The following is a 25,252-nucleotide window of genomic DNA, read 5'->3' as shown; positions in this document are numbered from 1 at the left end:
ATTGTCATTAGGTCATCTTTATGCCGATGCTTGGTATAGTCGGTCGCTGATTGTTGCGTTTCCGATAGATTATGAATGCGTAAATGATACGGTTGTGCCAATAGATTTGTCTAATACGGCTCCGAGCCTTAAAGCCTGCAAAAATGCAGGAATTATAGCCGGAAGCTACCTATTTTGAGAGAAAGCCTGCAAAAGTGCAGGCTTTTTTGCTTTTTTCGCTGGAATTAGGCTCGTACGAGGAAAATACCTGCATTTTCGCAGGAATTTACTATTGCGGGGCGGGATATTGGAAAAATTCCTGCATAATTGCAGGCTTTGACGAGACTGAAGGATAGCAGCGAGTTAAAATGATACTTTCACGGAAAAGGTCACGCAATTTGCGCCACGTCCAGAAGAGTCGCAAAAAGTAGTAACAATGCTAAGTAGCGTTAATTGGTCACATTCCCCCCAATAGATAGCTGCCTAATGCTTCTATTTTACTTAGATGCGTTATGGTGCTAGGTAGCGAATAATGAGTGGGGTGATATTGATATTTTGATAGATTCATAGGTTTAGCTTCCTCGAGGCATGTCCATACTGATAGACATCAGGGCTATGTGAAAGGGAGAGTCGTATGGGACAGAATTGGGAGAGTAGGAAGGGCTGGAAGAGCCGGAAGGATCGGAAGGATCGAAAGAATGCCGAAAATAGGAACCAAGAATATAAGTTTATGAAGGGCGAGTATAGAAGTAGTAAGCGTTTGAAGAGTGGAAGTAAGGGGAATGGAAGGTCGGCTGCACTTATTCTTTTTAGTATTGTGATTTTGTTGATGTCCTGGGAAGGGCAGAAGGTGGATACGGCTGCGGCGGAAGGGCTTATTCCGCAAGAGTCGATCCGGTTACGGATATTGGCCAATTCGGATGGGGTTGGTGATCAGGCGATTAAACGGAAGGTCCGTGATGCGGTGGTCGGGCAGATGAATGGATGGGTCAGCGAGCTGGAGGACCCTCAGAGCCTTGAAATGGCCAGGGAGATAATTCAGTCGCGTTTAGGAGAAATCGGCGCACAGGTCAAGCAGACGCTATCTGAGAACGGGAAGGATTATAGCTATCAGGTGGAGCTGGGGAACGTTCCTTTTCCTACGAAGATGTATGGGGGCGAGGTATACCCGGCGGGCAATTATGAGGCGCTTCGTATCACGCTGGGTGAAGGCAAAGGGAAGAATTGGTGGTGTGTCTTGTTCCCACCGCTATGCTTCGTGGATGCTGGCAGCGGGGATGCCCTGGCAAAGAAGGGGAAGGCAGAAGAGTCCAAGAAGGAGACTGCAGATTCATCTAAGGGGGAAAAGAGTCCGAAGGTGCAGAAGGCTTCAGCTTCGGTTTCGGCCTCGGATTCGGATTCGGTTTCGGCTTCGGATGAGCCGCAGCAAGCAAATCGCGGGGAGACGAAGGTGCGTTTCTTTTTATGGGATATGCTGGTGAAGCTGTGGAATGGGATCGTGGGATGGTTCTAAGTGATACGGCTAATTACAAGTGGCCGTGAATGAATAGAGGCTGCGGGAACTGCGCGGATTTATCCGGGCAGTTTTTGCTGTTTAGCCTAGGGGAGTGGTGTCTATGAGCATGATGGAGGGGTGAGTTCAGCCGTAGGTTTGGTTATAATAGAGGGTAGGCAAAAAATGCGGACGAAGCTTAACGAGCATATCTGCTATATTAAAAAGTTTGGGATGATAATAGATGAATCAATCAGATCAGGGCAAGTCTAAAAATACACGCTGGTGGGATGTCAGCGCTCTGGTACATGCGGAGGAGGGGGACTTATCCGGGAAAAAGGAACAGGAGCTGGAACTGCAGCATGCCAGGGAGCAGATCGGCGAGGCGGGGAGGCTGCTCGCCGCAGGCGGAGTGGTCGCTTTTCCGACCGAGACGGTCTATGGTCTGGGAGCTGACGCGCGTAACACAGCGTCGGTCGAAGCGGTATTCGCCGCCAAGGGCCGTCCCTCTGACAATCCGCTGATCGTCCATATTGCCGATATGGGTCAATTGGACGGATTGGTGACAGAGGTGAATGAGACGGCAAGGCGGCTGATGAAGGCGTTCTGGCCCGGGCCGCTGACCGTGGTGCTGCCCGTGGCCGAAGGCGCCGTCTCGCCGCGCGTGACGGCGGGCCTGTCCACGGTGGGCGTGCGCATGCCCGCCCACGATGTGGCGCTGCAGCTGATCGCTGCAGCGGGCTGCCCGGTTGCGGCGCCTAGCGCCAACCGGTCCGGGCGGCCGAGCCCGACGCTGGCGAGCCACGTCGGCGAGGACCTGGACGGCCGTATCGATGGCATCGTTGACGGCGGGCCCACGGGGGTGGGCCTGGAGTCAACGGTGGTGGAGGTCGGCCGTGATGGGGCCGTGACCGTGCTCCGCCCCGGCGGGATCACGGCAGAGCAGCTCGCCCGCTTCGCGGCGAGCGTGCGGCTGGACGCCGCCCTGCAGCGGGCGGGCGGCGGCAGCGCAGACATCCCGGCGCCGCGCGCGCCCGGGATGAAATACACGCATTACGCACCGCAGGGTGCGATGCGTATCGTGAGCGGGCCCGCCCCGGAAGCGGTGGCGGCCCGAATTCAGGCCGAGCTCGATGCGGCGGCCCAGCGCGGTGAGACCACCGGCGTGCTTGCCTTCGACGAGCACATCGCCGCTTACCGCGCTGACCTCGTGCTCTCGCTCGGCAGCCTGGCTGCGCTGGAGACGGCGGCGCACCGTCTGTACGCGGCGCTCCGCCGCTTCGATGATCGCGGCGTCACTTACATTATGGCCGAGTCCTGCCCCGAGGACGGACTCGGCTCCGCCGTGATGAACCGGCTCCTGAAAGCCGCCGGTCATCAGGTGATCTATGTCTGACCCTCCTCTATAGAGGGGGTTGGCTCTATATCTTTTGTTCTATATTCTGCTTTCTACTTGATATAGTAGCTGTGTTTCGGTAAGAGAGGAGGGCGGGAGTGATGATTACCATCGGACTGGTCGGCTGGGGCGATCAGGAGGATTTATATCCGGCCGGGACACCGGCAAGCCGGAGGCTGGCGATCTACGCCCGTCATTTTCCTGTCGTGGAAGTAGATAGCTCCTTCTATGCGGTGCTTCATACGGATACATATCGTCGCTGGCTGGCCGAGACCCCGGATCATTTTACTTTTTTTCTGAAGGCTTTTCAGGGGATGACGGGCCATTCTCGTGGAAGGACGAGTTATGACAGCCCGGGGGAGATGTTCCAAGCCTATCTGGACTCGATCCGTCCAGTGGTAGAAGCCGGAAGATTGAAGGCGATCCTCTTCCAATTTCCGCCCTGGTTCGACTGCTGTCAGGAGCATGTTCGTCAATTGCGTGCGATCCGCCGCTGGATGGGCGACTTGCCGCTGGCGCTTGAATTTCGCCATCAGAGCTGGTATTCCTCTGAGCATAGAGAGGCTACGCTTAACTTCATGCGTGAACAGGGCTGGATTCATACGATATGTGATGAGCCACAGGTTGGGCTCGGCACAGTACCGACGGTGCTGGTTCCTACTGATCCGAAGCTGACCTTCATCCGGCTGCATGGACGCAATGCCGAAGGCTGGGCGCAGAGTGGGGCTGAGAATTGGCGTGAGGTGCGAAATTTGTATCGTTACAGTAGAGAGGAGTTGCTGGAGTGGCGAGACAAGTTGACCGAGCTTCAGGCGATGGGTACCCGGGAGATCTGTATGATTTTCAATAATAATTCAGGCGGAGACGCGGCTATGAATGCTAGAGAGATGATGTCTATCCTCGGGATGAAGCCGACAGAGTTGCCTCCGCAGCAGCTTGATTTGTTCGCCGACGATTAAGCGGCAGAGCAATGGCTTTTCCAAGACTGCTTGCTGAGGTATGTCATGAATTCAGGGCTTGTCGCATATGGTTGTACAAGTGATTTTCTGGACACACACATCGATGGGATGGTGACCCTGTGTGAATGAAGCTCTGGAACGGCTTGGAGAATGGATGACGATCCTGTTCATGGCGATTGCCCTGGGGATGGACGCCTTTTCCCTGGGAATAGGGGTTGGAGTGAATGGTGTCAGGCGACGGGATGTACTGCGAATTGTGATGACGGTATCCTGTTTTCATATTTTGATGCCGGTGCTTGGGATTTTTACGGGACATTATGTTGGTGAATTGTTGGGGTATCTGACTAGGTTTGTGTCTGGTGGACTGTTGCTGCTGCTCGGAGGACATATGATATATAGCTCGCTCAGAAGCGAGGCGAATCATATTATCAATTATCGATCCTGGCCGGGCATATTCCTGTTCTCTCTCAGTGTTAGTGTGGATTCCTTCTCTGTTGGGGTCTCGTTAGGGATGTTCCATAGCGACCTGCTGTTAACCGTGCTGGCCTTCGGATTGTTCGGTGGGCTGATGTCCTTGTTCGGACTGGTGCTGGGGCGCGGAGTGAGCCGCAATCTGGGGGATTATGGCGAGGCGGTGGGCGGATCGATTTTGTTCGCGTTTGGTCTGATGTTTATCTTTTGATACAATGAACTCTATATAGAGGTAGTTTTTGAGACTTGAACTTATACCCTTGATAAATAATCTATGGAGCCAGCTGCTAACGGAGGTGAAAGAGGATGCGAATATTGTTCGTCTGCACGGGAAATACTTGCCGCAGTCCTATGGCGGAAGGGATGCTTCGTAAGCTGGCAGAGGAGCGGGGACTGCAGCTTGAGGTTCGTTCTGCTGGAGTAGCTGCTTCACAAGGCGCGGCGATGTCTATGCACGCAGAAGCTGTACTTAGGGATCAGGGCATTGAAGATACTATTACCTCCACCCCGCTCAGCGCGGAACTGGTGAATTGGGCCGATTTGATTCTTACGTTAACCAGTGGTCATCGCAGCCATGTGATACATTATTTTCCTGAGTCTGCCGATAAAATATATACGCTGAAGGAGTACGCAGAGAGTGATTCAGACGTACTTGAGGCACAGGGTGAACTGCAGAGGATTGCCGCTGAACTTGAGCTGGATCGCGCGTTGGGCAAGAAGCCGGATGAGGCGATGCAGCGGCGGCTTGCCGAGCTTATGAGACGGATGCCGACTTATGATATTTCTGATCCGTTCGGTGGTTCTCGGGTGGAATACGATGCGACGGCAGCGGAGATCAAGGCGGCATTGGAACGCTTGCTGAGCAAGCTCGAGCAGGCTGCTTCGGAGGAACCGGGAGAGGCCGGATGATCGAAGCGGAAATAATGTGACAATTTGGTTGCAATTATCCGGTGGATGCTTTATTCTAAAGTCATGTAAACGAAGATCCGATGTAACTGGCGACGATAGTGGATCAAACCACACTGGAGCATCGGAATATACGGCCGGTCGCCTGGGCAAAGAGCACGACGTGTTTTATAGCGTCATGCTCTTTTTTCGTTTTTGCTAGTAACCCTTAGGAATGTTCGAGGTTCGTTTTCTGTTTTTGCGTAAGTCCAGGCGCCGTTCTTTCTCACGAAGATTGTCGTCACGATTTTTGCCGGTTTAGGTATATAATAAGGACATGCGCTTGGAAAATAAGAGATTGTGAAACTTCAATCAGATAAGGGGTGCCATACTATGGAAACGGAACATATTGCAGAAGTCAGTCAACAGGTTGCAGAGATCTTAGAAGAGCTCTGTGCAACGGCCAATTTTGGTCCGGGTCAATTGCTCGTGGTCGGGGCCAGTACGAGTGAAGTTGCCGGGCAACGGATCGGGACTGCCGGGGCGGAGAATGTTGCCGCCGAGCTATTCGCGGGAATTGAACGTGTGCGCAGCAAGTATGGTTTTGACGTTGCTTTTCAATGCTGTGAGCATTTGAACCGGGCGCTTGTAGTAGAGCGTGACGTTCTGGAGCGTCTGCGGCTGACGGAAGTGTCGGCGGTCCCGGTGCGCAAGGCTGGCGGATCGATGGCGGCCTATGCATACAAGCAACTGAAGGCTCCTTGTCTGGCGGAGAGTATTGAGGCCCATGGCGGGATTGATATCGGCGAGACCTTAATCGGTATGCATCTGCGCCGTGTCGTGATTCCTTTCCGTTCGACCAGACGTTATGTCGGTGAGGCGCGCGTTACCGCAGCCTGGACTCGTCCTAAGCTGATCGGCGGCGAGCGGGCGGTATATAAGCTGCCAGAGCAGACGGATTCCCATCTATGTGATTAAATCATTCTTTTTTAATATAAGGAGGCTATTTATTTATGGATCAATTGAGAAAGCAAGACCCGGCTGTGCTGGAAGCGATGAATCTGGAACTGAAACGCCAACGTAACAATATCGAGTTGATCGCTTCGGAGAATATCGTCAGTGAAGCGGTCATGGAAGCGATGGGCTCCGTTCTGACAAACAAATACGCAGAAGGCTATCCAGGCAAGCGTTACTATGGCGGCTGCGAGTATGTCGATATCGTTGAGGATATCGCCCGCGACCGTGCCAAGGAGCTATTCGGCGCTGAGCATGCCAATGTGCAGCCCCATTCCGGCGCACAGGCGAACATGGCTGTCTATCTCGCGGCCTTGAACCCTGGCGACACCGTACTTGGTATGAATCTGGCCCATGGCGGACATTTGACGCACGGAAGTCCTGTCAATGCCTCTGGTCTGCTCTATAACTTCGTCGCTTATGGCGTGCAAGAGGATAGCTTCCTGATCGATTACGATGAGGTCCGCAAAGCGGCCTTCAAGCATCGCCCTCGTCTGATTGTAGCTGGTGCGAGTGCTTATCCGCGGATTATCGATTTCGAGAAAATCGCTGCGATCGCTAACGATGTAGGCGCCCTGTTCATGGTGGACATGGCTCATATCGCCGGACTCGTTGCAGCTGGATTGCATCCTAGCCCAGTGCCGCATGCCCATTTTGTGACGACGACGACTCACAAGACGCTGCGTGGGCCTCGCGGTGGTCTGATCCTGTGCCGCAAGCCTTGGGCGGCTGCGATCGATAAAGCGGTATTCCCAGGTACGCAGGGCGGTCCTTTGATGCACGTCATTGCTTCCAAAGCAGTTGCGCTGGGTGAAGCGCTGCAGCCTTCCTTCAAGGTTTATGCCGAGAATGTGGTTAAGAATGCGAAGGCCCTGGCTGAGACATTGGTCGCCGAGGGGTTGAATCTGGTCTCTGGCGGTACGGATAACCATCTGATTCTGATCGATACTCGCAACTTGAACATTACAGGTAAGGTTGCGGAGCATGTGCTTGATTCGATCGGAATTACCGTGAATAAGAACGCGATTCCGTTTGATCCGACGAGTCCTTTTGTAACCAGCGGCATCCGGATCGGTACACCTGCGGCAACCTCCAGAGGGATGGATGAGGAAGCGATGAAGGAGATCGGCCGGATTATCGCCACCACTTTGAAATCGCCGGAGGACGAAGCGGTTCTTGCCAGTTGCCGTACCCGGGTATCCAATTTGACGGAACAGTACCCATTATATTCAAGCCTTACCTATTAATTAAGTAGTCTTCTTGAGAATGCCAAGCTGGGAAGCGATGCTTCCCGGCTTGTTTTTGTAAGAGGGGATGACTCTCATTCCTACTTCTAAACGAAACTACAGAGCGCTATTTACTCCAAAACAGGGCTAGTTCGATTCTAACGAAACACCATATCGCTATTTGAGCAATATCTGGACTTTTAGCTACTTTTTTACCTCAATAAGGTTCCCCAGTTTCGTTACAGTTTTTCGCGGCTCATTTTGGCGCGAATAGCGTTACCACGTTTCGTTAGAGTATCGTTGGGACATGCCGCCCAGCTTCGGTTCTCCTAAGTCTGCAATGACGGGGATAACGTAGGAAAAATAACAGGAAACTTTGCCACTCCTTCGACTGGCGCGAGTTCGGTGCTCGACCGGCATTTGAGCTATATATGAGTTGTATCTGATCTGTCTTGTGAGCTGCATGTGACCGGCCGGGCTAGGCGCGTTAGCGTACACCTAGCCCCCTCCCAACTCCCCCATCCGCCCTCTTTTTAACACAATTTCCCCTGCTTTCAGGTACACCGGCAAATATTTTTTGCCGCGAGTAACATTTGACAGAGGAGCTGTGAAAATTGAATGTAAGCAAACGGTTCAGGGGACTATAGGGGATAGCCATTTTTTTGAACATATTTGCAACATGAATATGTATGGGTGAAAATCCGACAGCGAAAGTGATATAATAGACAAGATTTGTGGAGCATCCTAATTTAGAAGCATGTCACCGCAAGAGATTCTTTGTTATACACAACCACCGGAGGGATATAATGGGAAAATTAGTAGTATGTGATCACCCCCTTATTCAACACAAATTGACGTTTATTCGTGACATGAACACGAACACGAAGGATTTTCGTGAATTGGTTGACGAAGTGGCTACATTGATGGCCTATGAAATTACACGGGAGATTCCGCTGGAAACGATCAAGGTGCAGACACCTGTAACCGAGACGGAATCCAAAGTGATATCCGGACGTATGCTCGGTTTGATTCCGATTCTGCGTGCGGGTCTTGGTATGCTTGATGGCGTGCTGAAGCTGTTGCCTGCTGCTAAGGTAGGACATGTGGGTCTTTTCCGCGATCCAGAGACGCTTATGCCTGTAGAATACTATATCAAGCTGCCTACGGATGTACAGGAGCGCGAGCTGATCGTAATCGATCCGATGCTGGCGACTGGCGGTTCCGCGATTGCTGCGATCGATGCGCTTAAGAAACGCGGCTGCACACAGATCAAGATGATGAATCTGATCGCCGCACCTGAAGGGGTCAAGGCGGTACATGATGCCCATCCTGATGTAGATATTTACGTAGCTGCATTGGACGAGTGTCTGAACGATCATGGGTATATTATTCCTGGACTTGGCGATGCGGGAGATCGCTTGTACGGAACAAAGTAGATCATGATGTGATCATGAGAAAGGGAAACGGACATGTCAAAAATAAAAGTAATGACGATTTTTGGAGTCAGACCGGAGGCCATCAAGATGGCTCCGCTTATTTTGGAACTGAACAAGCATCCTGAGGACATTGAGTCTGTGGTTTGTGTTACTGCCCAGCATCGTGAGATGCTTGATCAGGTGCTGGACGTGTTCAAAATTGTTCCTGATTATGATCTGAATGTAATGAAGCCGAATCAGAGCTTGAATGAGATTACGATTCGAGTGCTCCAGGGCCTGGAAGGAGTATTGAAGGAAGCGAAGCCGGATATCGTGCTGGTTCATGGGGATACACTCACGACATTCCTCGCTAGCTATGCAGCTTTCCTGCAACAAATTAAGGTGGGGCATGTGGAAGCTGGCCTTCGTACCTGGAACAAATTATCGCCTTATCCAGAGGAGATGAATCGCCAGTTAACCGGGGTTTTGGCCGATCTTCATTTTGCGCCAACGGACTGGTCGGCAGGTAATTTGAGAAAAGAGAATAAATCCGAGTCAAGCATATATATCACAGGCAACACGGTTACCGATGTGTTTCAATATACAGTACAGCCGAATTATAGCAATTCTGTGCTGGAATGGGCCGCAGGTAAGCGGCTTATTCTGATGACGGCTCATCGCCGCGAGTCTCAGGGGCAGCCTCATATGAACATTTTCCGTGCTGTAAAACGGATTGCTGATGAATTTGAGGATATTGCGATTGTCTACCCTGTACACTTGAGTCCTGCGGTAAGAGAACCGGCATATGAAACTTTAGGGAACCATCCCCGTATAAAACTTATTGATCCTCTTGATGTGGTGGATTTGCATAATTTCTATCCACATACACATTTGATCCTCACGGATTCCGGCGGTTTACAGGAAGAAGCGCCGTCTTTTGGCGTTCCCGTACTTGTGCTCCGCGATACAACGGAACGTCCGGAAGGCATCGAAGCGGGGACTCTGGAGCTTGTCGGCACAGATGAGGAGATGGTCTATGAGCGTACGAGAGCATTACTGACAGATAGTGAACTTTATAATTCGATGAGCAAAGCGACTAATCCATATGGAGACGGACAAGCATCGAAGAGAATTGTCAATGCGATTCGTCACCATTTCGGGCTAATTAGCGAGCGCCCTGAGGAGTTTCACAAAAAGTTCACAACTGGAAAAAATAGATAATTGTGTTTTTGCGTAAGATAGCATACAGTTATACTGTATGGTTTTACGTCTTGTTGGTGATGGCATTAGGTTATCTGGTTTGACAAAAAGTCTAAAAATTCAGTAAAATGAATTGGGAATTGACATTATGGATAATCATGATAAAAATTCAAATCCTTGGATGTATGCCGCTTACATAAGCGGGGCAGGTACGATGCTTGCTGTTTATATCGTAATCGGTTACTTGGGCGCCAGATGGCTGGCTGAGCGATTTGATGGCCCAAATTACTGGGTTGCCATCGGATCGATCGTCGGTCTTTTGCTTGGAATTACCAACATATCAATCATATTTTATAAATTTATGGAGGAGCAGGATGGATAACTTAAATTCAATTGTCGCAGTTGTGACTAGGATGACCTTCCTGATGTTATCCGTTTTGTTCCTTGGCTGGGCTTTTCTCCTGGATTTCAGGCCGATCATCTCTGGCTTGATCCTTGGTCTTGTTGGTGGGACGGTCTATACCCGCTATCTATCAATGAAAGTGCATGGCTTGGTTGAATTTGCAGTCAGCCAAGAGAAGAAACGCTTTAGCTTCGGTTTCCTGACCAGGGTTTGTTTGATTCTACTTGTTACGATGGTGGCAGTCAAGCTGGAGCAGGTATCGGTAATAAGTGCTGTAATCGGGTTCTTTATCCCGCAGCTGCTAACGATTCCGGTCGGCCTTGTGCTCGGAGCTAGAAGTAAGTCTTAACAGCATCTGGGGAAAGGGGTGAAATAGACAAATGCATGAAGCGCCCGTAATTATGCTAGGAGGATTCCACCTGGACCTATCTGCTGTACTAATGCTCTTTGTTAGTATGGTGATCGTTTTTGTTGTGTGCAGACTATCTGTCGCTAACCTATCGGTAGAGAATCCTGGTAAATTTCAGAATTTCATGGAATGGATCGTTGAATTCGTCCAGAGCATCATTGGCAGTACGATGGATATGAAGCATGGTAAGAAATATCTCTCACTAGGTTTGACCCTGATACTTTTTATTTTTGTATCTAACCTGCTTGGCCTGCCGCTGGGATTTATCACAGAGGCTCATAAGCCTGAAATGATCTTCGGACATGTCATCGAAGCGACCAAAGGTCTGACAGGCGGGGAACACGCTGAGATTCTCTGGTGGAAATCGCCGACAGCCGATATTTCTGTAACTGCCGGACTTGCTGCCGTTGTGTTCATTCTGATGAATTATTTAGGTCTGAAATACAATCGGAAGCATTACCTCAAGCACTATTTGGAACCATTCCCGATTTTCTTGCCACTTAATATCATTGAGAACTTTTCCAAGCCGATCGCTCTAGCAATCCGGTTGTTCGCGAATATCTTCGCGGGCGAGGTTCTCATTGCGGTTATTATCAAGATGAAGTATCTAGGTATCCCATTCTTGGGAGCATGGCAAGGATTTAGTATTTTCGTCGGTGGGCTGCAAGCCTATATCTTTACGATATTGACGATGGTTTACATTGGACAGACTACGATTCACGAAGAGGAACATTAATAAACTCTGGAGGAACTACTGACTTCAGTGAATCCATCAGAGGTATATTATAATTTTAAACAAAATAATTAACTGAAAAATTGAGGAGGAAGTTTAAAGATGAATTTTATCGCAGCAGCTATTGCAGTAGGTTTGGGTGCACTTGGGGCAGCTTTTGGTAACGGTATGATCGTTAAGAGTACAGTGGAGTCTATCGCTCGTCAACCAGAAGCTGCGAATAAGCTTCAAACTACAATGTTTGTCGGCGTTGGTATCGTCGAAGTTGTGCCTCTTGCGGCAACAGTTATCGCATTCTTGATCATGTTCTCTTAATAATAGCTACGGTTTGGCGGGGAGGGCCGATGCCATCCGCGCCTTCGTTTTTGTTGGAAATTTTATGAAACGCAATGTAAGTTTTGTTAATGGAAGGAGTGACATCGGTGAATGTCTTGTGGGAAAACATTGTGATTACCATGCTTTCGTTCGGGATTCTTTATTGGCTGCTTCATAAATTCGCTTTCGGTAAACTGTTCGCGGTCATGGAGAAACGTCGTGAACTGGTACAAGGCCAACTTGAAGAAGCTCGGCAAACCAGAGAGCAAGCGACTGCTTACGTTGAAGAGCAGAAGGAAGCTCTTAAGCAAGCAAGGCAAGAAGCTTTCGAGATCATTGAGCAATCTAAGCAGAGCAGTAGCAAACAAGCGCGCGATTTGCTGGAACAAGCCAAAACTGATGCGATACGTCTGAAGGATGAAGCCGTTCGTGATATTGAGAGTGAAAGAAACAAAGCGGTGGACGCTTTGCGTGGCGAAATTGGTTCTTTCTCTGTAAATATCGCTTCCAAGCTGATCGAACGTGAAGTTGAGAGCAGTCCTACGGACCAAGAGAAGCTTGTGAATCAATACTTGCAAGAAGTAGGTAGAAAATCATGAGCCGTGCACTAGTCGTAGCGCGCAGATACGCTAAGGCTCTGTATGAAATTGCCATTCAAGATGGACAGACGATGGAAGTCGAGCAAGAATTGCGAGTGCTGGTCTCTGCTCTAAATAATGATGAAAGCGTTCAGAAATTCCTGTTAAGTCCAAATATTTCCAAAGAAGCGAAATGGAATGCACTTGAAGGTGTGCTTGAAGGCAAGCTGTCGAAGCCAGTCGTTTCTATGGCCAGATTGCTGGTAGAACGTGAAAGAACTGATATTTTAGCGGATATTTTGGACAGCTATGTCAAAATAACCGGCGAAGCTCTTGGATTGGCCGACGCGATCGTCTATTCTGCCTATCCTCTTAGCGATGAGGAGCAGCGGGCTATTGAATCTGAATTCGGCGCTATGCTGAATAAGAAGATTCGCGTAGAGAGCCAGATCGATAAGGGACTGCTTGGAGGAATCAAAGTCAGAGTCGGCGATGTGATTTATGACGGCAGTTTATCCGGCAAGCTGGAACGGCTTGAAAAGTCTTTTCGAAGACAAGCACTGTAGATAGGGGTGAAAGTCTTGAGTATCAGACCTGAAGAGATCAGTACACTGATTAAAAGTCAGATCGAACAGTATAAATCGGAAATTGAAGTTGCCGAAGTCGGCACAGTTATTCAAGTTGGTGACGGTATTGCCCGCGTTTATGGGCTTGAGAACGTCATGTCCAATGAGTTGTTGGAATTTGAGAATGGCGTATTTGGTCTAGCACTCAACCTTGAGGAGAGCAATGTCGGGGTCGTTATCTTGGGACCATATAGCGAAATTCGCGAAGGGGATCAAGTCAAACGTACCGGACAAATTATGCAGGTTCCTGTTGGCGATGCCCTGCTCGGACGTGTCGTGAACCCGCTCGGACAACCCGTAGATGGTAAAGGTCCGATTGAGACGACTGAATTCCGTCCAGTAGAGAATAACGCACCAGGCGTTATCGACCGGAAATCGGTTCATGAACCGATGCAGACTGGTATTAAAGCGATTGACTCCATGGTTCCGATTGGCCGCGGTCAACGGGAATTGATCATCGGTGACCGTCAGACTGGTAAAACTGCGCTGGCGATCGATGCGATCATTAACCAGAAGGGCAGTGGCGTAAAATGTATTTACGTTGCTATCGGTCAGAAGCAATCTACTGTCGTTAACGTAGTAGAAACCCTGCGTCGTTATGGAGCGCTTGACTACACGATCGTGGTAACGGCTTCCGCTTCGGAACCATCACCGCTGCTGTACATTGCTCCTTATGCGGGCGTTGCTATGGCTGAGCATTTCATGTACAAGGGCGAACATGTCCTGATCATCTATGATGACTTGTCGAAGCAAGCTGCGGCTTACCGCGAATTGTCCTTGCTGCTTCGCCGTCCACCAGGCCGTGAAGCCTTCCCAGGTGACGTATTCTATCTGCACTCCCGTTTGCTGGAACGTGCAGCTAAGCTGAGCGACGAGCTTGGCGGCGGATCGATCACTGCGCTTCCATTTATCGAGACGCAAGCATCTGACGTATCCGCATATATCCCGACTAACGTAATCTCGATTACGGACGGTCAGATCTTCCTGGAGTCCGATCTGTTCTACTCCGGTCAACGTCCGGCGATCAACGTCGGTATTTCCGTATCCCGGGTAGGTGGCTCCGCACAGATCAAAGCGATGAAGAAGGTAGCCGGTACCTTGCGTCTGGACTTGGCGCAATACCGTGAGCTTCAGGCCTTCTCCCAATTCGGTTCCGATTTGGATAAATCGACGCAAGCGCGGTTGACCCGTGGTTCGCGTATGATGGAAATTCTGAAGCAAGGCGTTCACCAGCCGCTCGCGGTTGAGGAACAAGTAATCAGCTTGTACACAGCAGTCAAGGGCTATCTGGATGATATCAATCTTGGCGATGTACGCCGCTTTGAATCTGAATTCCTTAGCTTCGTGAAGAGCCAGCATGATGAAGTGCTGCAATCGATCCGCGATACGAAGGATTTGACCGCTGATAATGAAGAGAAACTGAAGGAAGTTATCGAGAAGTTCAAGAGAGGCTTTGCTGGTTCCGTATAAAGCGTGTTCCCAGAGCGGAATTTTTGAAGGTAACCTCTTATAGTTAAATAATCGATTCATGAACCGGCCCGGGCTTCTCGCCGGATTGCCGGTTTGTGACTATGTAAGGTGGTGAAATCATGGCAAAAGGGATGCGCGAAATAAAACGCCAGATCAAGAGCGTTCAGAATACCCGGCAAATCACGAAGGCCATGGAGATGGTCGCTTCCGCCAAGCTGAGAAGAGCTCAGGAGAAAGCCCAATCCTCCCGTCCTTATGTTGACAAGCTGCGTGAAGTTGTGTCCAGTATTGCGAACGGTACGGATGGTTCAGAGGAAATCTCCCATCCAATGCTAGTAACTCGTCCTGTAAAGCGCACTGCTTATATTGTAATAACTTCGGATGGCGGGCTTGTTGGCGGTTATAATGCCAATATCTTGCGTGCGTTGACAGATTACCTCAAGAGCAAGCATGCTTCCAAGGAAGAATACGGGCTGTTCGTTGTTGGCCGTAAAGGCCGTGATTATCTGGGTCGTCGTCAACATCCTGTTGTGTTCGATGTGACGGACCTGTCTGATACTCCGCGGTTTGCTGACATTAAATCTCTTGCCTATGCAGCAGTTCAGGGCTTTGAACTAGAGGAATATGATGAGGTTTATCTGTGCTACAGCAAGTTCATCAACGCGATCACTCAGAGGCCGACGATCGACCGTCTGCTTCCTTTTGAAAGTGTAGAGCATGATGGAGTGACAACAGCCTATGAATATGAGCCATCACCAGAGCGCGTGTTGGGTGTGCTGTTGCCGAAGTATGCGGAGACGCTTATCTTCGCTGCACTTTTGGAAGGCAAAGCGAGTGAGCTTGGCGCGAAGATGACAGCGATGGGCAGCGCAACGAAGAATGCTACGAAGATGATTAATGAACTTACCCTGACATATAACCGCGCTCGTCAAGCGGCGATCACTCAGGAAATTACGGAAATTGTTGCCGGAGCCAATGCACAAGGCTAATCATAGTCTTGTTCATGAAGACGGCCTGTTACGGTTACGATGATAGTTTGCGGAAGTAGTTGTCCCTGTGTGAAGCGTGCTGTTTTTTGTAGGGGAGAGCTTGCGCAGGGTACCGCAAAACTTATTAGGAGGGAACAAAAAGGATGAACAAAGGACGCGTTGTTAGCGTAATGGGTGCGGTCGTTGATATCGAATTCGAACGCGGCCAGCTACCGGAGATTTATAACGCTATTAAAATTGTGAAGCAAGGCGAACAAAATGCGTCAGGCGACCTGATTCTTGAAACATCCAGCCACCTGGGTGACAATCTGGTTCGTTGTATCGCCATGTCTTCAACGGACGGCCTTGTGCGTGGAATTGAAGCGATCGATTTGGGTGCTCCAATCTCCGTACCAGTAGGTTCGATTACTCTGGGCCGGGTATTCAACGTGCTTGGAGAAACGATCGACAATAAAGGTCAAATTGAAGATGAACTGAAAAACCCGATTCACCGTGATCCTCCTGCGTTTGAAGATTTGTCGACGCAATCCGAGATCCTGGAGACAGGGATCAAAGTAATCGACTTGCTTGCTCCTTATGCCAAAGGCGGTAAGATCGGCCTGTTCGGTGGTGCGGGTGTAGGTAAGACGGTTGCGATTCAGGAATTGATTCACAATATCGCTCAAGAGCATGGCGGTATTTCGGTATTTGCGGGCGTAGGTGAACGTACCCGTGAAGGTAATGACTTGTACATGGAAATGTCCGAGTCCGGCGTTATCAATAAGACAGCGATGGTATTCGGACAAATGAACGAGCCGCCAGGCGCACGTCTGCGCGTTGCTCTGACAGGTCTGACCATGGCTGAATATTTCCGCGATCAAGAGGGCCGCGACGTGCTTCTCTTCATCGATAATATCTTCCGCTTTACACAAGCGGGTTCGGAAGTATCCGCCTTGCTCGGACGGATGCCTTCTGCGGTAGGTTACCAGCCTACGCTGGCTACGGAAATGGGCCAATTGCAAGAACGGATTACTTCGACGAAGAAAGGTTCCGTTACTTCGATCCAAGCGATCTACGTTCCTGCGGATGACTACACTGACCCGGCTCCAGCCACTACATTTGCTCACCTTGATGCGACAACCAACCTGGACCGTAAAATTTCCGAAAAAGGTATTTTCCCGGCTGTGGACCCGCTCGCATCCAGCTCACGTATGCTCTCCCCAGAAGTAGTAGGGGAAGAACATTACAATGTAGCCCAAGGGGTTAAGCAATTGCTCGCTCGTTACAAAGAGCTTCAGGATATTATCGCGATCCTCGGTATGGACGAATTGTCCGAGGATGACAAGCTGATCGTAGCTCGGGCGCGTAAGGTAGAACGTTTCTTGTCGCAGCCGTTTAACGTAGCTGAACAGTTTACAGGCCTGAAAGGGAAGTATGTTCCGGTTGCTGATACGGTTCGCAGCTTTAAGGAGATCCTTGAAGGCAAGCATGACGATCTTCCGGAAGCGGCCTTCCTCTTCGTCGGTACGATTGAAGAGGCTGTAGAGAAAGCGAAGACGCTGTAAATCGCACCGCTTACGTCGGATGCTTCAGAAATGAACGTCCCACGAACAGGAGGGATGAAAAGTGAGTACCTTTACACTGGAAATCGTTACACCGGAGCATGTTGTGTTCACGGAAGAAGTGAACAGTCTGACCATCCGCGGAGTTGAAGGGGAGCTTGGTATTTTGCCCGGACATATTCCGTTCGTGACCCCGCTGCGAGTTGCACCGATCGAGGCCAAGATCAATGGTAAGACGATTGCTGTCGCTGTCCACGGAGGCTTTGCTGAAGTGCAAGGGAATAAGACGATCATTCTTGCCGAAAGCGCAGAGATGCCTGAGGATATCGATCTGGAGCGGGCCATCGCAGCCCGTGAGCGTGCTGAACGCCGATTGGCGCGCGGCAGCCAGGATCGGATCGACCAGCGCCGTGCTGAGCTTGCCTTGCAGAGAGCCGTGACGCGGATTAACGTCGCCAGCAGCTCCAAATAATTATATCTAAGACCGGATATCATTCTTGATGTCCGGTCTTTTTTAGTGTAGATAGCTAACTACCTTTCCTAGTAGGACTAGCATAGGCAATCAATTGCGAACTATCGAACTAAGTCTGTAGAACTCATCTGATAGAATTAGGCTGCGAAACAGGATTATAGCCGAATAGACTGGGCGACTAGTTCATATAGCCTAATTGCGAACTTTACATAGAACACTGCATAAACTCACAATCATCCACACAATTCCACGGTCATATATGTGGACTTCAGCACAACCCAACCTGTGCAGCCAGCCCTAATGAGGGCATGCGGTACTCGAGCGCTACTCTAAACGAAACTCTAACGAAACGTGGTAACGCTATTCGCGCCTAAAAGGGCAGTTGAAAATTGTAACGAAACGGGGTAACGTTATTTTGCCCAAACAGCCAATTAAAGCCTCGATTTAGCTCAAATAGCGTTATGGTGTTTCGTTAGATTCGAAAAGGCCGTGTTTTCTCGCAAATAGCGTGTTGACGTTTCGTTAGAATAATAAAACTATGATTTATCGTTGTAGCGGCTTGCTCCATAGCCTGAGAACCGTGAGAATCGCAGATTATGCGGCTCATATGAGCTCTATTCCTCCGAGGCCGGGAATTGATCGGCAATACGGCGTATAGCGGTCAGCTTGTCTACGTCGATTGGATTGAGGATACTGCCACCCTGTCTGGCACCGGAGCCGATGTGGAACTCGTGGACCCCTGTGTGGCGCAGAAACGCTTCAAGAGCATCGATATGTAAGCCAGCTCCGGGCAGCAGAGTGATGCCTTGTGCCTCGGCCACGGGTCCTAATCGCCGGATCATATCCGCCGCATCAAGCACCGATGGAAGACCGCCGGAGGTCAGGGTATGGGTTATCTGCGGATAGTGGCCAAGCGTTCGCAAAGCTTGCTCCAGATCAGCCGCTTCATCGATGGCGCGGTGGAAGGTAATCGGCAGGCTGCCAGAGACAGCGAGCAATCTGTCGAGCAGAGCAGTGTCTACGCTTCCCTGTGGGGTTAAGGCACCGAGCACAATGCCGGATACTCCGAGCGTGCGGAAGGCGCTAATATCGCGCTCCATGACGGCGATATCCTCTTCCGAGTAGACGAAGCTGCGGCTATGCGGGCGTATCATCACGCGGATGTCGATATCGACCTGCTCCTGAATCGATTGAACGAGACCGATGCTTGGGGTTAGGCCTCCTTCTGCAGGGGCGGTAATTACCTCCAGGCGATCCGCTCCGTTTGCAGCTGCGGCCAGGGCGTCTGCCAAGGTGTAAGCAATGACTTCTATTTTCATAGTAGAATCCATCCTTTCCATGATTCCCGTTATGGGCTGTCCCTCTCCAGTTCATTATAGTATTTTTCCTGATGAAAAGGGCGGTTGCAAAACTGCATAAACTTAACGCAAAGGTTACAAAATAGATTCTACTGGAAACCTTTACAACGAAAAGTAATACTGGATTATTGTCTCGTTGCCAAGTATGATATAGGAGGTCTATAATTTCATTTTGCCGGGCTTTACCTGTGAGCAGCCCCTTTCTTCAGTTACTTATTAACCGATTAAGGGCCTACAGCATAAATATAATAACGTGACAGGGGGAAAATGATGTGCATCCAGTCGAGTCCGTATCAGCGTCGGTCGGGATCAGCGGCCTTACAGGGATCATTGTATCGCTAGCCTGTATCGCTATCTCATGGTGGGCGCTGCAGAACCTCAAGCTGGACCTCGTTATCCGTAATCCGAAGGGACCGCAAGGGAAGTTACTCCTTTTACTGCTTGCTGTAGTATTGGGACGTTTTGTTGCTGCTTTTGTTCTGGATTATTGGGGATATACGCAGATGCTGCGATATATGTTTTAACGAGGAGCCAAACAGGCCCCAAGTATGTTAGAATATGATGGGACATGAAAAATGTCGAATAACATCAAAATTTTGTGTCAACAATGGGGATAAGAATGCTCCTTTAGTCGGTTTGAATGCTAAGAAAATTCTTGATATGATAATTTTTATTGACACAAATCAAGCTTGTACGCTTTAAATTGAATTTGATATGATGAAATTTAGGGAAATTAAGCGGGATACTATTTTTTATGTCGGGGAAAATAGTGAAAATGAACACGCGGAGGGAACCGAGATGAGTAAATTTATCGTCCGCGGTGGCAATGTCTTGGCCGGGAACGTAAAAGTGAGCGGAGCAAAAAATTCAGTGCTGCCGATCATCGCAGCGTCTTTGTTGGGAGAGGAAGGCGAGAGCATCATTCGTGATGCCCCACCTCTAGACGATGTGATGACGATTAATAAAGTATTGGAATCGTTAGGAGCGAGCGTTACATACGAGCGTGAAGTCATTACGGTCGATGCGCGCACTATCGCTTCTTGTGAAGCACCGTACGATTTGGTACGAAAAATGCGGGCGTCTTTTCTCGTAATGGGACCATTGTTATCCCGGACAGGATATGCACGGATTTCATTGCCAGGAGGCTGTGCAATTGGAACTAGACCCATTGATCAGCATTTGAAGGGCTTTGAAGCGATGGGTGCAGAGATTAATTTGGGACAAGGTTTTATCGAGGCGAAGTCGGGGGGCCGGCTGCGTGGTGCGAAGATCTATCTGGACGTGGCAAGTGTAGGCGCTACAGAGAATATTATGATGGCGGCGACGCTGGCAGAGGGTACGACCGTAATTGAGAATGCGGCCAAGGAACCGGAAATTGTGGATCTGGCCAATTATTTAAATAGCATGGGTGCAGTCGTTCGCGGCGCTGGTACTGGTGTCATCCGTATTGAAGGCGTAGAGAAGCTGCATGGGGTTGAGCATACCGTGATTCCTGACCGGGTTGAGGCTGGAACGTTCATGGTTGCGGCGGCGATTACTGGCGGGAACGTCTTCATTGAAGGCGCCATTGCGGATCACTTAGGACCGATTATATCCAAGCTGGAGGAAATGGGAGTTCGTGTAGAAGCCGAGGAGAATGGGGTTCGTGTTATTGCCGATGGGCCGCTGAAGGCGGTCGATGTGAAGACCTTGCCTTATCCAGGCTTTCCGACAGATATGCAGTCACAAATGATGGCTCTGTTGCTCGCGTCTGAAGGCACGAGTGTGGTGACAGAGACCGTATTTGAGAATCGATTTATGCATGTCGATCAGTTCCGCCTGATGAATGCGGAGATCAAAGTGGAGGGACGCAGTGCCATTGTATCCGGTGGAGCGAAGCTCAGCGGTGCGAAGGTATGCGCGACCGACCTGCGTGCGGGTGCCGCTCTTATTATCGCGGGTCTCGTAGCAGAAGGCACGACGGAAGTGAGCGGTACGCATCATATTGACCGTGGGTACGTAAACTTGGCGGAGAAGCTGGCCGGGCTTGGCGCTGATATTTGGCGCATCAGTCAGGAGGAAGCGGCTGTCGAGTCTGATAAAGCTGATAAGGCGGCTCAGGCTGTACAGACTGAATTACCGTCTTTGAAAATCCAGCCTACATGGGCTTAATCGCATGATTATATAAGAATTGCGCAGGAAGAGGCGTCATCTCTTACTTCATCTGTAGATCTGTGGATCTATCGATGAAATAAGGGATGGCCTCTTTTTTTGCTTTTTCATTGGATTGTGATGAGATTTTACATAATAAGAGCATGGATGCTGAGGCATCATTTGGGATGAATCCCTGAGTCTCCACGGTATGGTAAATAGAATTGTAGAAATATATGGAATTATATTATGTTTGTTCACAAAACAATATAAACAATGAATAAAACAAGAATAAATACAACACAAAACAATAAATATTGATTGCAATGTCAGTAAGAACATGATAGTATTTGATTACAAACAACAAATGAATCTATATCAAAGCAAGGGGGCTGGAAAGGTGAAATACAAATTCATGAAAACGCTTATCATTAGTTTGCTGGCCGTGGTTTTGGTGGCTACAGGCTGCTCGACTGGCGGAGGGGATAACAAAGGGGCTGAAGGTTCTGCTTCCTCTAATTCCTCTACGAATTCGGGTGAGAAGAAGGTTGTCGAAGGATTGCCAGATTCCATTAAGAACAAGGATAACATCAAATTAATGGTTGTCCGTAAAATCGGTGGGGATGATCATACTGCACAGTTCCTGGCCGGTGCCAAGCAGGAAGGCGAATCGATGGGGATTACGGTTGATACTTTCACAGCTAACGGTGATACAGCAAAGTTCCATGATGCGATCTTGCAAGCTGTAGACAAAAAATATGACGGAATTATTATTTCACATGGTGATGATACAGCTACAGTTGACGAAGTGAAGACGATCGTTGATAAGGGCATTCCTGTCGTTACCTTTGACTCGAATCCTGACTTGAAGAATATTCCGGGGGTTACCTTAACATCGCAGGATGATGAAGCACTCGCTCGGTTGACTTTCGATAACCTGATCAAGGAGAAGGGCGAGGACGCCAAGATCATTTATCTGTGGGTAGATGGCTTCCCTCCAATGGTAAGACGCAACAATGTATATCAAGAATACTTAAAGAAATATCCTGGCATCGTTGAAGTGGAGCGCTTCGGTGTAGCGGCTGGGGATACTTCCGTACAGACACAAAATGCGGTCTCGGCGATGCTGACGAAACATAAGAAGGGCGAGATTGATGCCGTCTTCGCAGCATGGGATGCCTTCGCGATCGGTGCCACCCGAGCTATTAAGGAAGCTGGACGCGATGAAATTCAAATCTATGGTATCGACGTATCGAACAGTGACCTTCAGCTGCTGCAAATGGATGAAAGCCCATGGGTGTCTACCGCTGCAGTTGACCCTAAAATGATTGGCGCTGTGAATGTTCGCATTCTGCTTAACAAAATTGCTGGTGAGGAAACGCCGCAAACCTATGATATGGAAGCAAGTCTGATTACCCAAGAGAAGCTTAAAGAGTCCACGGAGCCGGTCAATATGGTGAATCTGTCGAAGATTGTTCCGGGCTGGGGCGAAACGGATGCCTTCTCAACAGACTGGATGAAAGCGCTTAAGGACGCTTATAAGAAGTAGAGTTAATGAATACCCCGATTGTAAGCGCTCTCCCTACAGAGGGCGCTTCCTTACAACGACATAGGCTAGAGGGTGGCAAGAATGAGCGATATGAAAAGATCCAGAATCGAAATGAAAAAAATCTCGATCGAGTTCCCTGGAGTTAAGGCGTTAAAGGAAGTTGACTTTGTTACAGAATCGGGCGTAAGCCATGCGCTGATCGGCGCTAATGGAGCTGGAAAATCGACATTGATGAAGGTTCTATCCGGCGCTTACAACCACTATACAGGTGAAATCTTCATAGATGGCAAACCGGTCAATATCCGTTCTCCGAAGGATGCCAAGGATCTTGGCATTCAGATCGTGTATCAGGAGGTCGATACAGCCTTAATCCCTTATCTGACCGTCGGCGAGAATATCATGCTGGATGAGACCGTAAATGATATGGGCGGCAAGCAGTTTGTGAACTGGAAGGAGATTCATCGTAAATCGAAGGAAGTACTGGCCAGACTCCATGTTCCTGTCTCCACCAAGAAGCTTGCCAGTGAGTTGAGCTTGGCCGAGAAGCAGATGGTGCTTATTGCCCGAGCGATCTCCAAGGAATGCAAATATTTGATTCTTGATGAACCTACAGCTCCGCTAAGTCATGCCGAGACCGAAGAGCTGTTTCGAATAGTCAGAGATTTGAAGCAAGCGAATGTAGGTGTGATCTTCATTTCTCACCGTCTGCCTGAGCTGTTTGAAATTTGTGATGATATTACGATCATGCGCGACGGCGAGTTCGTCATTAAAGAGAAGATAGGGAACCTGGCTCAGAACCAGGTGGTTGAATATATGCTCGGCAAGAAGATGGATCAGCAGTTCCCGGAGCACAATATTACACTGGGTGAGAAATGCTTCGAGGTCAAAGACTTCGGTGACGGAACGAGCGTGCATGACGTGAATATGTACGTACGCAAGGGCGAAGTTGTTGGCATCGGCGGACTGGTGGGCGCGGGGAAGACGGAGCTGTGCAAGGCGTTGTTCGGTCTAAGCAAGGTGAGGACGGGAGTGTTGACTCTGAACGGGAAAAGGCTGACCTATAAAACCCCGCATGCGGCGGTGAAGGCAGGGATTGCCCTGGTACCAGAGGAACGGCGCAAGGAAGGTATTCTCGTCTCTGAATCCGTAACCGTTAATTTAACCGCAGTCAGCTTGGGCAAATTCACCAGCCTGCGTACCTTCCTTAACTCTAAGAAGGAGAGGGAGATTTCGAGACAGATGATCGCCAGTCTGGGGGTCAAGACACCGAATGAGCAGGTAAAGGTTAAAAATCTCTCGGGCGGTAATCAGCAAAAAATCGCTATCGGCAAATGGCTGGTCGGCGATGCTGAGGTTTATATTTTCGATGAACCGACCAAGGGGGTTGACGTCGGCGCAAAGCGTGACATCTTCGAACTGATCTCCGGGCTTGCGGCGAAGGGCAAATGTGTGATCTACGCATCCTGCGAAATGTCGGAGCTACTGGGGATTACAGATCGCATGTACGTGCTCTATGACGGACAGGTTGTCAAAGAGCTGGAAACTAGCAAAACGAACGAAGAAGAGATTCTGTTCTACTCGACTGGAGGCAAGTAGCATGAGCAAAGGGAACTCGACACAAACCGCTCGTAAATTTGATTTCTTTGATGTCCTGTACAAGTACGGAACCCTGATTACTATTGTGATCCTGATCGCATTCTTCGGAATCATGTCAGATGGCTTCCTGCAAGGCTCTAATATTATCAATATTCTGAGGTCGATTTCCATCGTAACGATCATCGCCATCGGAATTACGATCTCTCTGTCAGTGGACGGCTTTGACCTGTCGGTCGGCTCGGTGGCCTCTCTGGCAAATGCCGTTGTCATTTCGATGTTCGTCTGGTACGGCCAGAATATCGTCCTGGGTATCATTGTAGCGATTGCCGTCAGCTTGATCGTTGGGATGCTGAATTCTTTTGCCATCGTTAAGCTTAGAATTCCGGATATGCTAATGACCCTCGCCATGATGTTCATCGTTCAGGGGATTGCCCTCACTTATACCAAAGGCGCGACGGTATCCGAGAACATGGTTATGCCGGACGGCAGCTTCGCGACAGGCACAATTAGCCCGCTCTTCGCCAAGCTGGGACAAGTTCCGTGGATCATCATCATTATGGTCGTCGTAGTGGCTATTGTTCATATTTTTCTGAATTATACGAAGCATGGACGCTACATGTATGTGATCGGCGGCAATCCAGAGGCTGCCAAGCTGTCAGGGATCGCCGTAAATAAATATCGCGTGGCCGCTTATCTTCTGTCCGCTCTGTTCGCAGCGATCGGCGGGATCATTCTCGCCTCACGGGTGATGACGGCTGAAGTGAACGCAGGCGCGCCCTATCTGATGGATGCCGTAGCCGCGGCCTTTATCGGCCTGTCGGTCCTCGGTTCGGGCAAACCGAACGCGATCGGTACTTTTGTCGGCGCTATCCTGATCGGTGTCCTGCAGAATGGCCTGGTCATGATGTCTGTTCCGTATTATGCGATGGACATTGTCAAAGGGACCGTTCTCGCGCTGGCGCTGGCTCTGACCTATTACAAGAACAAGGGATAAAAGGATAACTTCATTCAACTCACAAGGATAACGATCGTTTCTCGCAGTATGG

Annotated in this window: 25 protein-coding genes and 1 riboswitch; of the genes, 24 read left to right on the top strand and 1 reads right to left on the bottom strand. The window is 49.6% G+C overall.

What is annotated here, in order from left to right:
* The first annotated feature begins 709 nt into the window (after positions 1–709).
* From spoIIR to BFJ94_RS17465, 19 genes are all read left to right on the top strand, one after another.
* Positions 710–1,492: a stage II sporulation protein R gene (gene spoIIR, locus BFJ94_RS17555; RefSeq protein ID WP_120463819.1), complete on the top strand. Its 783-nt coding sequence runs from the start codon at positions 710–712 to the stop codon at positions 1,490–1,492.
* A gap of 223 nt (positions 1,493–1,715) precedes the next feature.
* On the top strand, positions 1,716–2,867 hold the full coding sequence (locus BFJ94_RS17550; protein ID WP_120463818.1) for an L-threonylcarbamoyladenylate synthase: 1,152 nt from the start codon (positions 1,716–1,718) through the stop codon (positions 2,865–2,867).
* 101 nt (positions 2,868–2,968) lie between these two features.
* Complete coding sequence (locus BFJ94_RS17545; protein ID WP_120463817.1) at positions 2,969–3,826, top strand: DUF72 domain-containing protein; 858 nt, start codon at positions 2,969–2,971, stop codon at positions 3,824–3,826.
* A 121-nt stretch (positions 3,827–3,947) separates the two neighbouring features.
* Positions 3,948–4,508, top strand: coding sequence for a manganese efflux pump MntP (locus BFJ94_RS17540; protein WP_438803681.1), 561 nt, complete (start codon positions 3,948–3,950; stop codon positions 4,506–4,508).
* A gap of 95 nt (positions 4,509–4,603) precedes the next feature.
* Entirely contained in the window at positions 4,604–5,206 is a 603-nt protein-coding gene (locus tag BFJ94_RS17535) for a low molecular weight protein arginine phosphatase (RefSeq protein ID WP_120463816.1), read from the top strand.
* 72 nt (positions 5,207–5,278) lie between these two features.
* Positions 5,279–5,361, top strand: a riboswitch (ZMP/ZTP riboswitch).
* A 214-nt stretch (positions 5,362–5,575) separates the two neighbouring features.
* Positions 5,576–6,160, top strand: coding sequence for a TIGR01440 family protein (locus tag BFJ94_RS17530; RefSeq protein WP_120463815.1), 585 nt, complete (start codon positions 5,576–5,578; stop codon positions 6,158–6,160).
* Positions 6,161–6,195: 35 nt separating this feature from the next.
* The gene (gene glyA / locus BFJ94_RS17525) at positions 6,196–7,443 is read left to right on the top strand and encodes a serine hydroxymethyltransferase (RefSeq protein WP_120463814.1); all 1,248 of its coding nucleotides are present in this window, start codon (positions 6,196–6,198) and stop codon (positions 7,441–7,443) included.
* Between the two features lie 785 nt (positions 7,444–8,228).
* A complete protein-coding gene (gene upp, locus BFJ94_RS17520) occupies positions 8,229–8,858 on the top strand; it encodes a uracil phosphoribosyltransferase (RefSeq protein WP_120463813.1) in 630 nt (209 codons plus the stop codon).
* A gap of 33 nt (positions 8,859–8,891) precedes the next feature.
* Positions 8,892–10,058 carry a non-hydrolyzing UDP-N-acetylglucosamine 2-epimerase gene (gene wecB, locus BFJ94_RS17515; RefSeq protein WP_120463812.1) on the top strand — a complete coding sequence of 389 codons (1,167 nt, stop codon included), beginning with the start codon at positions 8,892–8,894 and terminating at the stop codon, positions 10,056–10,058.
* 127 nt (positions 10,059–10,185) lie between these two features.
* Positions 10,186–10,419: an AtpZ/AtpI family protein gene (locus BFJ94_RS17510; protein ID WP_120463811.1), complete on the top strand. Its 234-nt coding sequence runs from the start codon at positions 10,186–10,188 to the stop codon at positions 10,417–10,419.
* Positions 10,412–10,789: an ATP synthase subunit I gene (locus BFJ94_RS17505; protein WP_120463810.1), complete on the top strand. Its 378-nt coding sequence runs from the start codon at positions 10,412–10,414 to the stop codon at positions 10,787–10,789. Before BFJ94_RS17510 ends, BFJ94_RS17505 begins: the two co-directional genes overlap by 8 nt.
* Positions 10,790–10,820: 31 nt before the next feature.
* Complete coding sequence (atpB, locus tag BFJ94_RS17500) at positions 10,821–11,585, top strand: F0F1 ATP synthase subunit A (protein ID WP_120463809.1); 765 nt, start codon at positions 10,821–10,823, stop codon at positions 11,583–11,585.
* A gap of 99 nt (positions 11,586–11,684) precedes the next feature.
* Positions 11,685–11,897: a F0F1 ATP synthase subunit C gene (gene atpE / locus BFJ94_RS17495; RefSeq protein ID WP_120463808.1), complete on the top strand. Its 213-nt coding sequence runs from the start codon at positions 11,685–11,687 to the stop codon at positions 11,895–11,897.
* A gap of 107 nt (positions 11,898–12,004) precedes the next feature.
* Complete coding sequence (gene atpF, locus BFJ94_RS17490) at positions 12,005–12,496, top strand: F0F1 ATP synthase subunit B (RefSeq protein WP_120463807.1); 492 nt, start codon at positions 12,005–12,007, stop codon at positions 12,494–12,496.
* Positions 12,493–13,041: a F0F1 ATP synthase subunit delta gene (locus BFJ94_RS17485; RefSeq protein ID WP_120463806.1), complete on the top strand. Its 549-nt coding sequence runs from the start codon at positions 12,493–12,495 to the stop codon at positions 13,039–13,041. The genes atpF and BFJ94_RS17485 overlap by 4 nt, the downstream gene beginning before the upstream one ends.
* Before the next feature lie 15 nt (positions 13,042–13,056).
* Complete coding sequence (gene atpA, locus BFJ94_RS17480) at positions 13,057–14,571, top strand: F0F1 ATP synthase subunit alpha (protein ID WP_120463805.1); 1,515 nt, start codon at positions 13,057–13,059, stop codon at positions 14,569–14,571.
* Between the two features lie 119 nt (positions 14,572–14,690).
* Entirely contained in the window at positions 14,691–15,560 is an 870-nt protein-coding gene (atpG, locus tag BFJ94_RS17475; RefSeq protein ID WP_120463804.1) for an ATP synthase F1 subunit gamma, read from the top strand.
* Positions 15,561–15,703: 143 nt separating this feature from the next.
* Positions 15,704–17,104, top strand: a complete 1,401-nt coding sequence (gene atpD, locus BFJ94_RS17470; protein WP_120463803.1) for a F0F1 ATP synthase subunit beta — start codon at positions 15,704–15,706, stop codon at positions 17,102–17,104.
* Positions 17,105–17,165: 61 nt separating this feature from the next.
* Entirely contained in the window at positions 17,166–17,573 is a 408-nt protein-coding gene (locus BFJ94_RS17465; protein ID WP_120463802.1) for a F0F1 ATP synthase subunit epsilon, read from the top strand.
* A gap of 614 nt (positions 17,574–18,187) precedes the next feature.
* Here BFJ94_RS17465 and BFJ94_RS17460 read toward each other — a convergent pair.
* Complete coding sequence (locus tag BFJ94_RS17460; RefSeq protein ID WP_120463801.1) at positions 18,188–18,892, bottom strand: copper homeostasis protein CutC; 705 nt, start codon at positions 18,890–18,892, stop codon at positions 18,188–18,190.
* A gap of 311 nt (positions 18,893–19,203) precedes the next feature.
* Between BFJ94_RS17460 and BFJ94_RS17455 the strand changes: the two genes are divergently transcribed.
* From BFJ94_RS17455 to BFJ94_RS17435, 5 genes are all read left to right on the top strand, one after another.
* The gene (locus BFJ94_RS17455; RefSeq protein WP_120463800.1) at positions 19,204–19,455 is read left to right on the top strand and encodes a DUF1146 family protein; all 252 of its coding nucleotides are present in this window, start codon (positions 19,204–19,206) and stop codon (positions 19,453–19,455) included.
* Between the two features lie 274 nt (positions 19,456–19,729).
* Positions 19,730–21,082: a UDP-N-acetylglucosamine 1-carboxyvinyltransferase gene (gene murA, locus BFJ94_RS17450; RefSeq protein WP_120463799.1), complete on the top strand. Its 1,353-nt coding sequence runs from the start codon at positions 19,730–19,732 to the stop codon at positions 21,080–21,082.
* Positions 21,083–21,461: 379 nt separating this feature from the next.
* Positions 21,462–22,610, top strand: a complete 1,149-nt coding sequence (locus tag BFJ94_RS17445; RefSeq protein WP_438803682.1) for a sugar ABC transporter substrate-binding protein — start codon at positions 21,462–21,464, stop codon at positions 22,608–22,610.
* An 81-nt stretch (positions 22,611–22,691) separates the two neighbouring features.
* Positions 22,692–24,206, top strand: coding sequence for a sugar ABC transporter ATP-binding protein (locus tag BFJ94_RS17440; RefSeq protein ID WP_438803683.1), 1,515 nt, complete (start codon positions 22,692–22,694; stop codon positions 24,204–24,206).
* Position 24,207: 1 nt separating this feature from the next.
* Entirely contained in the window at positions 24,208–25,200 is a 993-nt protein-coding gene (locus BFJ94_RS17435; protein ID WP_120463798.1) for an ABC transporter permease, read from the top strand.
* The last annotated feature ends 52 nt before the right edge of the window (positions 25,201–25,252 follow it).

Origin of the sequence: Paenibacillus aceti, from assembly GCF_003614185.1 — a bacterium.
In the GTDB taxonomy this organism is placed as follows: Bacteria; Bacillota; Bacilli; order Paenibacillales; family Paenibacillaceae; genus Fontibacillus; species Fontibacillus aceti.
Note: the sequence above shows the minus strand (reverse complement) of the source record. Positions and strands in the feature narration are given on the sequence as shown.

What these genes read in the sequence shown, in the direction of transcription:
- spoIIR (WP_120463819.1), top strand. Translation starts at nt 710, where the DNA reads ATGAAGGGCGAGTATAGAAGTAGTAAGCGTTTGAAGAGTGGAAGTAAG.
- BFJ94_RS17550 (WP_120463818.1), top strand. Translation starts at nt 1,716, where the DNA reads ATGAATCAATCAGATCAGGGCAAGTCTAAAAATACACGCTGGTGGGAT.
- BFJ94_RS17545 (WP_120463817.1), top strand. Translation starts at nt 2,969, where the DNA reads ATGATTACCATCGGACTGGTCGGCTGGGGCGATCAGGAGGATTTATAT.
- BFJ94_RS17535 (WP_120463816.1), top strand. Translation starts at nt 4,604, where the DNA reads ATGCGAATATTGTTCGTCTGCACGGGAAATACTTGCCGCAGTCCTATG.
- BFJ94_RS17530 (WP_120463815.1), top strand. Translation starts at nt 5,576, where the DNA reads ATGGAAACGGAACATATTGCAGAAGTCAGTCAACAGGTTGCAGAGATC.
- glyA (WP_120463814.1), top strand. Translation starts at nt 6,196, where the DNA reads ATGGATCAATTGAGAAAGCAAGACCCGGCTGTGCTGGAAGCGATGAAT.
- upp (WP_120463813.1), top strand. Translation starts at nt 8,229, where the DNA reads ATGGGAAAATTAGTAGTATGTGATCACCCCCTTATTCAACACAAATTG.
- wecB (WP_120463812.1), top strand. Translation starts at nt 8,892, where the DNA reads ATGTCAAAAATAAAAGTAATGACGATTTTTGGAGTCAGACCGGAGGCC.
- BFJ94_RS17510 (WP_120463811.1), top strand. Translation starts at nt 10,186, where the DNA reads ATGGATAATCATGATAAAAATTCAAATCCTTGGATGTATGCCGCTTAC.
- BFJ94_RS17505 (WP_120463810.1), top strand. Translation starts at nt 10,412, where the DNA reads ATGGATAACTTAAATTCAATTGTCGCAGTTGTGACTAGGATGACCTTC.
- atpB (WP_120463809.1), top strand. Translation starts at nt 10,821, where the DNA reads ATGCATGAAGCGCCCGTAATTATGCTAGGAGGATTCCACCTGGACCTA.
- atpE (WP_120463808.1), top strand. Translation starts at nt 11,685, where the DNA reads ATGAATTTTATCGCAGCAGCTATTGCAGTAGGTTTGGGTGCACTTGGG.
- BFJ94_RS17485 (WP_120463806.1), top strand. Translation starts at nt 12,493, where the DNA reads ATGAGCCGTGCACTAGTCGTAGCGCGCAGATACGCTAAGGCTCTGTAT.
- atpG (WP_120463804.1), top strand. Translation starts at nt 14,691, where the DNA reads ATGGCAAAAGGGATGCGCGAAATAAAACGCCAGATCAAGAGCGTTCAG.
- atpD (WP_120463803.1), top strand. Translation starts at nt 15,704, where the DNA reads ATGAACAAAGGACGCGTTGTTAGCGTAATGGGTGCGGTCGTTGATATC.
- BFJ94_RS17460 (WP_120463801.1), bottom strand. Translation starts at nt 18,892, where the DNA reads ATGAAAATAGAAGTCATTGCTTACACCTTGGCAGACGCCCTGGCCGCA.
- murA (WP_120463799.1), top strand. Translation starts at nt 19,730, where the DNA reads ATGAGTAAATTTATCGTCCGCGGTGGCAATGTCTTGGCCGGGAACGTA.
- BFJ94_RS17440 (WP_438803683.1), top strand. Translation starts at nt 22,692, where the DNA reads ATGAGCGATATGAAAAGATCCAGAATCGAAATGAAAAAAATCTCGATC.
- BFJ94_RS17435 (WP_120463798.1), top strand. Translation starts at nt 24,208, where the DNA reads ATGAGCAAAGGGAACTCGACACAAACCGCTCGTAAATTTGATTTCTTT.